Below are 7,810 nucleotides of genomic sequence, written 5' to 3'. Positions count from 1 at the left end.
GTGCCGAGCCATGCTCGGCAGGGGCTATACCGGGAACGCTTCTGCCGAGCATGGCTCGGCACTACAAATGAAGCACCACCGGCAACGCCCCAGCCGAGCATGGCTCGGCTCTACAAATGAAGCGTCGCTGCGCTCTATACATCGCGCACAAATGAAAAGGGCCGCTACGCGGCCCTTTTCACTCTTCGATCACTTCTTCTTCGGGATATACAGATCGGTGATGGTGCCGTCGTAGATCTCCGAGGCCATCGCCACCGACTCGCTCAGGGTCGGGTGCGCGTGGATGGTGTGGCCGATGTCTTCGGCCTCCGCACCCATTTCAATGGCCAGGCCGATCTCTGCCAGCAACTCACCGGCATGCACGCCGACGATGGCACCACCGATCACGCGGTGGGTCTCTTCGTCGAAGATCAGCTTGGTGAAGCCCTCGGTGCGACCAATACCAATTGCGCGACCGCTGGCCGCCCACGGGAACTTGGCCACGCCCACCTTCAAGCCCTTGGCCTTGGCCTCGGTCTCGGTGACGCCAACCCAGGCGATTTCCGGGTTGGTGTAAGCCACCGACGGAATCACCCGTGCCACCCACTCCTTCTTCTCGCCGAAGGCAACTTCGGCCGCCAGCTTGCCTTCATGCGTTGCCTTGTGCGCCAGCATCGGGTTACCGACGATGTCGCCGATGGCGAAGATGTGCGGCACATTGGTGCGCATCTGCCGGTCAACCGGAATGAAGCCACGGTCGGTGACTTCGACGCCAGCCTTGTCGGCATCGATCTTCTTGCCGTTGGCCGAGCGGCCGACGGCAACCAGCACGCGATCAAACGTGCCGCTTTCCATCGCCGGCTTCTCGCCTTCGGTGGCGGCGTCGAAGGTCACGGTAATGCCCTTGGCATCGGCGCTGACGCCGGACGCCTTGGTCTTCAGATGGACCTCGATGCCCTGCTTCTTCAAACGATCAGCCAGCGGCTTGACCAGGTCCTTGTCGGCGCCCGGCATCAGCTGGTCCATGAACTCGACCACGGTCACCTTGGAACCCAGGGCGCTGTACACGGTGGCCATTTCCAGACCGATGATGCCGCCACCCACAACCAGCAGCGAACCCGGCACTTCGGCCAGTTCCAGTGCATCGGTGGAGTCCATCACGCGCTTGTCGTCCCACGGGAAGTTCGGCAGCTTCACCGCCTGCGAACCGGCAGCGATGATGCACTGCTCGAAGCGCAGCAGCTGGGTCTTGCCGTCGTCGCCGACGATCTCCAGCTCATTGGCCGAGACGAACTTGGCCAGGCCGTGGACGGTGCGGATCTTGCGCTGCTTGGCCATGCCGGCCAGACCCTTGGTCAACTGACCGACGACCTTTTCCTTGTAGCCGCGCAGCTTGTCCAGGCTGATCTTCGGCGCGCCGTATTCGATGCCCAGTTCGTCGGCATGCGCAGCGTGATCGATGATTTCAGCGGCATGCAGCAGCGCCTTGGACGGAATGCAACCGACGTTGAGGCAGGCGCCGCCGAGGCTGGCGTAACGCTCGATCAGCACGGTGTCCATGCCCAGATCGGCAGCGCGGAAGGCAGCGGTATAGCCGCCCGGGCCTGCGCCCAGCACCACGATGCGGCATTCGATGTCAGCGGTGCGACCGCTGGACGGCAGCGCCTTGGCGGCAATCGCCGGGTCCGGCGCGCGGTGCGACGGGGTCACCGGCGGCTTGCTGCCCGGGGCCGCCTTGGCAGCAGCCGGTGCAGCACCGGCAGCGCCTTCGAGCACCACCACCACGTCGCCGACCGACAGTTTGTCGTCCAGCTTGACCTTGATTTCCTTGACCACGCCATCGGCCGACGAAGGCACTTCCAGCGTGGCCTTGTCCGATTCCAGCGTGACCAGGCCCTGGTCCTTCTTCACCGTGTCGCCGACGGCGACCAGGATCTCGATCACCGGCACGTTCTGGTAATCACCGATGTCCGGCACCTTGACCTCGACCGGGCCGGATGCGGCTGGCGCAGCAGCGGCAACCGGCGCGCTGACGGCTGCCGGAGCGGCGGCAGCAGCAGGCTGTGCAGCCGGCGCAGGTGCGGCAGCAGGTGCCGGAGCTGCGACCGGGGCAGCGCCCTCGCCTTCAGCTTCCAGGATCACCACCACATCGCCCTCGGACAGCTTGTCGTCGAGCTTGACCTTGATTTCCTTGACCACACCCGCAGCCGAGGACGGCACTTCCAGCGTGGCCTTGTCCGACTCCAGCGTGACCAGACCCTGGTCTTTCTTCACCGTGTCGCCCACGGCCACCAGAATCTCGATCACCGGCACGTCGTTGTAGTCGCCAATGTCCGGAACCTTGATTTCAATCGTCGCCATTGTTTTCTCCTGTGGGCTCAGCCGGCTTCGCCGACGAACCGGTCATGCATCTTGTCGAGCGCGCGTTCGATGTTGGCGTAACGCTTCTCGTATTTTTTGTCTTTGCTATGGGCCAGCTCGATCAGCAGCGCCGCCTGTTCCTGCAGCGCTTCAAGCTGACCGCAAGCCGGCCGCTGACCGCTGTAACGCTCGCCGTTGACGGTGAAGGACAGCACCTCACCATCGGTGACCGGCGCCCGCGCCGCCACTTCGGACGAGGCCAGGGCCTTGCCCCATACCTCGAGCAGGCGCTGCGCCAGTGCATCGGGCAACGGCGCCTGGGCGAACTCGGGCTCCTGGTCCAGCTGCAGGTTGACGCCACCGCGACCGCCGGTAGTGTTCCAGCTGTAGATGCGCTTGTCGGCCGAGCCAGACAGCACCATCCACTGCCCGTTGGCGGCATCGCGGCGCAGCAGCACCTGCGACTCCACCCCACGTGCCGGCAGCACCAGCAGCGACAGGCCGTCTTCGGCCTGGCCGCCCAGCAGACTGGTCGCCGCCTGGCCGTAGTTGCCCACCGCCGGCGGCCAACCCTCACCGACCACCGGCAGGCACTGGCTGGCGGCCAGTGCCGGGCCCGCCAGGGCAGCCAGCACCAGCGTCAGCAGGGCGCGTCGCGGCGCCACTGGCATCACAGCAGCACGCGCCGCATGTCGGCCAGCACCTGCGACAGGTAGGTGGTGAAACGGGCCGCCAGGGCGCCGTCGATGACGCGGTGGTCGTAGCTCAGCGACAGCGGCAGCATCAGCTTCGGGGCGAATTCCTTGCCGTTCCAGACCGGCTGGATGGACGACTTGGAGACGCCGAGGATGGCCACTTCCGGCGCATTCACGATCGGGGTGAAGGCGGTGCCGCCAATGCCACCCAGCGAGCTGATCGAGAAGCAGCCGCCGCTCATGTCGGCCGGGCCGAGCTTGCCGTCACGTGCCTTCTTGGCCAGTTCGCCGGTTTCCTGGGCGATCTGCACCACGCCCTTCTTGTCGACGTCACGGATCACCGGCACGACCAGACCGTTCGGCGTATCGGCGGCAAAGCCGATGTTGAAGTACTTCTTCAGGGTCAGGTTCTCGCCGCTGGCGTCCAGCGAGGCGTTGAACTCGGGGAACTGCTTCAGCGCGGCAGCGCTGGCCTTGATCAGGAAAGCGAGCATGGTCAGCTTGATGCCGGCCTTCTCGTTTTCCTTGTTCAGGGCCACGCGCAGGCCTTCCAGATCGGTGATGTCAGCCTGCTCGAACTGGGTGACGTGCGGGATCATCGCCCAGTTACGGGCCAGGTTGGCGCCGGAGATCTTCTTGATGCGCGACAGCTGCACCACTTCGGTCTCGCCGAACTTGCTGAAGTCGACCTTCGGCCACGGCAGCAGGTTCAGGCCGCCGCCAGCCGCCGCCGGGGCACCGGCGCTGGCAGCAACGCCGCCGGACAGCGCGCCCTTGACGAACTTCTGCACGTCGCCCTTGGTGATGCGGCCGCCCTTCTCCGTGCCCTTGACCTGCTGCAGGTCCACGCCCAGTTCGCGGGCGAACACGCGCACGGCCGGGCTGGCATACGGCACATTGGCCGGCAGCACGCCTTCGGCGTTGAACTGCACCGGCGGGGTGGCCGGCTTGCTGGTGGTGACCACCTCTTCCTGGGCGATTTCGCGCTGGGCCAGCTTGTCGGCGACCGGGGCAACCGCCACCGGCTCGACCTTGGTGCCAGTCTCGACAGCGGCTTCGACCTTGGCCGGGGCTGCCGGAGCGGCAGCGGCGGCAGGCTTGGCGGCCTCTTCGCTGACTTCGATCAGGGCCACGACCTTGCCCTCGGACAGGCCGTCGCCAACCTTGACCTTAAGCTCCTTGACCACACCGGCGTAGGCCGACGGCACTTCCATCGTCGCCTTGTCCGATTCCAGCGTGACCAGACCCTGGTCCTTCTTGACCGTATCGCCAACCGCGACCAGCACTTCGATCACCGGAATGTCGCTGTAGTCACCGATATCGGGGACAAGTGCTTCCTTGATTTCGGCCATGAACTACTCCAGCAACAAATGAGGGAATCCCCTATTGTGGCGTTAGCGGGCCGCAGCGCCAACCGCTACAAGTGAATTCGCCTGCGTATGTCCCCGGACAAGGCCACGCCACGCGCGCCGTGACGGCCGGAATTTCGGCTCAACGCCCTGCTTTACGACGTGTCGGCTGTCTTGCCTGTCCTAGTCGGCCAAACCATTGGTTGCAGGCGATACCACCGCATTCGGCGCATTCAACCACGGTTGCAGCGCCTGCCACTGCCCAGTCAGGCGCTGCAGCGACCACGCCGCATTGGCCGGACTGGTCGATGGCAGGGCCAGCAGCGGTAGCGCAGCCGCCAAAGGCGGCAAAGCCGGTGCGATCCATCGCTGGAACGCAGTGTGTGCCGCAGCGCCATTACAGGCGATTGCCCGCAGCTGCGGCAGGTCGGCCAACAGCTCCGCAATGCGATTGGGCACTTCGCTGCCACGGACGATGGCTGTATCCAGGCTGCCGGCGCGCTGGCACTGCCCGATCACATCCCACAACCCGACGCCGGCCTGCTGCAGGCAGTGCAATCGTTGCGCATACGCAAGCTGCGCATCGAAGCCGCACAGCGCCGCCATCACTGGCCAGAAGCGATTGCGCGGATGCGCGTAATAGCGCGCTTCGTGCAGCGATACCGCGCCCGGCATCGAGCCCAGCACCAATACACGACACGCTGCAGTCACCTGCGCGGGCAAGCCCTGCAATACATCAGCACTCATCACATGCTCCACAAGATCGTGAACGGAATATTGCTGCGAAACATCGTGCGCATGGGATCTCCCCGATTTTTCGCTGAACGCAAAGGCACTGAAAAATCCCCGCGTTTAGAGCGATTCATCTTGCCATCGTTAGGGTGACCTCGCCCCGCAACGAGGGCCTTGATAACAACGTAGTCCCGATCGCAGTAGTTCTGTTCGCAATATGAGGAGTTAGTCATGCGTTCCATCAAAATTCTCAGCCTTGCCACCCTTGGCGCACTTGCGCTGTCTTCCACCGCCTTCGCACAGGATGGCAATGGCGATACCGCATCCGGCAAGCATTTCGCCGTGGTTGGCGGCATCAGCCTGCTGCAGCCGAAGAACGATCCGGTCGACGGCATTGGCAAGGTCGATGGCGGCCCGGCACCGACGATCAGCGCCAGCTACTACTTCAACGACAACTTCGCCGTTGAGCTGTGGGGCGCGGCCGACAAGTTCGATCACCGCGTGCGCACCGATGGTGGCGCCAAGGTCGGCAGCGTCGAGCAGCAGCCGCTTGCACTGAGCGCGCAGTACCACTTCGGCCAGGCGGACAACGTGTTCCGTCCGTTCGTCGGCTTGGGTTACTACGAGTCGAACTTCAGCAACGAGAAGATCGACGGCCTGAGCAGCACCGGCAACCACGTTGGCGTGGATACCGCCAAGGGTGCGATCGGCACCGTCGGCGTTGACATGAACATCAATTCGACCTGGTTTGCCCGCGCCGATGCGCGCTACATGCACGCTCGTCCTGACCTGCGCGTCGCCGGCCAGAACGCCGGCGAGCTGAAGCTGGATCCGTGGACCGTTGGCTTCGGCCTGGGTGCACGCTTCTAAGCGACAACGTTCCTGGCAGTACCGTTGTAGATTCAATGCAGTGCTTGTAAATGAAACACGGGCCGTTCGCGGCCCGTGTTTTTTTTGGAACGTCGCTGATCAATGCCAAGGCAGAAGAGCGCCCCTCCCCAACCCTCCCCAACCCTCCCCTGCCCCTTCGGGGCAAGGGCGGGAGTGATCATGGGCTGCCGTCATCACTCCATTGCAGCGCCAGGTAATCGAAGTTGTGCTGCAGGCGTGGCTTGACCACATCGAAGAACGGCGACACATCGAAGTCGCGCGGCGTGTACAGGCTGTAGTTGCGGATGTGCAGGATCTCCTGCGACTGCTCGGCGCCACCTACCTGCGCCAGCACCGTTTCGATCTCCGGCAAAATCGGGTAGCGGATCGACTCGAAGGCCTGCGCCAGCAAGGTCGAACAGATCGCCTTGGTTGGCTCGCCACTGCCCAATGCAATCAAGCGACGGCGCATATGACCCGGTACCGGCGGCTGCCGGATCAGGAATCGCGCCAGATCGAAGACATTCTTCAGGTCGTAGCTATAGCCCAGGCGTGCGCGCATGAAGCCGACCAGTTGATCCACCACTGCCGGTGACAGGCCTTGCGGACGGCAGATACGGGTGTGCTGGTTGGCGAATTCGGTCAACGGAATGCGGCGCACCCCCTGCTCCACATCGACATCGATCAGCATCGGCTGCGCTTTGCCGCCTTCGAGCAGCGGTTCTTCGCCGATATAAAGCGCCGCATGCGACCAGGTGGACTGGCTCAGGTATTTGATGGCGGTGGAGAAGCGGCTATTGCCCTCCACCAGCAGCACATCGCCACGACGCAAGGTGCGCAGCAGCATTGCGGGGTCGCTGGTCGACGGCCGCATCTGGTTGGCGCGTGGCTGCGCCAGGAAGTGCGCCAAGCGGCGCCCGAAGAACTGCAGCACACCCATCAAGCGTCTCCGTATCTGCTTGCATCAGACTAGCCGGGACAGCCTCCGCCTGCCATCGGATACAGGCTCAGCGCGGACTACGATCAAACTGCCGATAGCGTTGATGGTGACGAACCCGGCGCCGCAGCAGCCAGGCGTACATGCCTGCATAACCGAGCAGCAGCGCCGCCATCGCCAGCAAGCCGGCATGGCTGAGCCAGCCCGAGTCCGGCCACGGCACGCCGTTCACCGATGCCTGCCAGCCCTGTACCACGCCGGCGACCACACGCACGACGATCATCGCGGTCAATGCCAACACCAGCCAGGTATTGGGCTTGTAATGCAGCGCCTCTGGACCGGGCTCGAAGCGGGTCAGGTAGTGGCCGAGCACGCCGACCAACAGACCGGCCAGCCAACCAAGTGCCGCGTAGGACCAGGCACCAGCCCACCAGAACCCGGCGATGCCGACGAACACCGCGAACAAACCTGTGGATACCAATGTCGCCCAGAAATTGAAGGTGATCAGCCAGGGCCGCGCCTGTCGGCGCGCGCCACCACTGCGAACGCGCTGCCACAGTGACAGCGGCATCAGCAGCAACATGATCGCGACGAACACCAGTATCGCCAGCGGCACAGCGAGAAGCACAGGCATGGGGATTGATCCGGGGATATTGGCCCAGAGATTACGCCATGCCAGATGCAGGTAGTGCCGAGCCATGCTCGGCAGAGGCCTTACCAGCATTCTCGACCAGTAGCTCGGCAGAGGACTTACCGGGGTACCAAACCGGTAGGAGCGGCGTAAGCCGCGAAGCAAGCGCACTTCCGGATCGCAATGTCGCGAGCTCCGGTGGCGATATCGGCTTGGGGGGCGTGCGCCCCCCCAGAAAGGCGTTACGCGCCGCCCC

At 64.1% G+C, this 7,810-nt stretch carries 7 protein-coding genes; 1 reads left to right on the top strand and 6 read right to left on the bottom strand.

Annotated features, from left to right (window positions below):
* Nucleotides 1–189: 189 nt before the first annotated feature.
* From lpdA to QMX78_RS18710, 4 genes are all read right to left on the bottom strand, one after another.
* Nucleotides 190–2,340: a dihydrolipoyl dehydrogenase gene (lpdA, locus tag QMX78_RS18725; protein WP_282272388.1), complete on the bottom strand. Its 2,151-nt coding sequence runs from the start codon at nucleotides 2,338–2,340 to the stop codon at nucleotides 190–192.
* A 17-nt stretch (nucleotides 2,341–2,357) separates the two neighbouring features.
* Nucleotides 2,358–3,005, bottom strand: a complete 648-nt coding sequence (locus QMX78_RS18720) for a hypothetical protein (RefSeq protein ID WP_282272386.1) — start codon at nucleotides 3,003–3,005, stop codon at nucleotides 2,358–2,360.
* A 5-nt stretch (nucleotides 3,006–3,010) separates the two neighbouring features.
* On the bottom strand, nucleotides 3,011–4,387 hold the full coding sequence (locus QMX78_RS18715; protein ID WP_282272385.1) for a dihydrolipoyllysine-residue acetyltransferase: 1,377 nt from the start codon (nucleotides 4,385–4,387) through the stop codon (nucleotides 3,011–3,013).
* 180 nt (nucleotides 4,388–4,567) lie between these two features.
* Nucleotides 4,568–5,131, bottom strand: coding sequence for a DNA-deoxyinosine glycosylase (locus QMX78_RS18710; protein ID WP_282272383.1), 564 nt, complete (start codon nucleotides 5,129–5,131; stop codon nucleotides 4,568–4,570).
* Nucleotides 5,132–5,347: 216 nt separating this feature from the next.
* Between QMX78_RS18710 and QMX78_RS18705 the strand changes: the two genes are divergently transcribed.
* A complete protein-coding gene (locus tag QMX78_RS18705) occupies nucleotides 5,348–5,986 on the top strand; it encodes an OmpW family outer membrane protein (RefSeq protein WP_282272381.1) in 639 nt (212 codons plus the stop codon).
* 178 nt (nucleotides 5,987–6,164) lie between these two features.
* On the opposite strand, the gene QMX78_RS18700 is transcribed toward QMX78_RS18705, so the two are convergent.
* Nucleotides 6,165–6,929, bottom strand: coding sequence for a YiiX/YebB-like N1pC/P60 family cysteine hydrolase (locus QMX78_RS18700; protein ID WP_282272379.1), 765 nt, complete (start codon nucleotides 6,927–6,929; stop codon nucleotides 6,165–6,167).
* Nucleotides 6,930–6,993: 64 nt separating this feature from the next.
* Nucleotides 6,994–7,557, bottom strand: coding sequence for a DUF1453 domain-containing protein (locus QMX78_RS18695; protein ID WP_282272377.1), 564 nt, complete (start codon nucleotides 7,555–7,557; stop codon nucleotides 6,994–6,996).
* Nucleotides 7,558–7,810: the final 253 nt, after the last annotated feature.

The sequence above is a fragment of the Stenotrophomonas sp. PS02298 genome, from assembly GCF_029959445.1.
Classification (GTDB): Bacteria; Pseudomonadota; Gammaproteobacteria; order Xanthomonadales; family Xanthomonadaceae; genus Stenotrophomonas.
This window is presented reverse-complemented; position numbering and strand designations above follow the sequence as displayed.

What these genes read in the sequence shown, in the direction of transcription:
- lpdA (WP_282272388.1), bottom strand. Translation starts at nt 2,340, where the DNA reads ATGGCGACGATTGAAATCAAGGTTCCGGACATTGGCGACTACAACGAC.
- QMX78_RS18715 (WP_282272385.1), bottom strand. Translation starts at nt 4,387, where the DNA reads ATGGCCGAAATCAAGGAAGCACTTGTCCCCGATATCGGTGACTACAGC.
- QMX78_RS18710 (WP_282272383.1), bottom strand. Translation starts at nt 5,131, where the DNA reads ATGAGTGCTGATGTATTGCAGGGCTTGCCCGCGCAGGTGACTGCAGCG.
- QMX78_RS18705 (WP_282272381.1), top strand. Translation starts at nt 5,348, where the DNA reads ATGCGTTCCATCAAAATTCTCAGCCTTGCCACCCTTGGCGCACTTGCG.
- QMX78_RS18695 (WP_282272377.1), bottom strand. Translation starts at nt 7,557, where the DNA reads ATGCCTGTGCTTCTCGCTGTGCCGCTGGCGATACTGGTGTTCGTCGCG.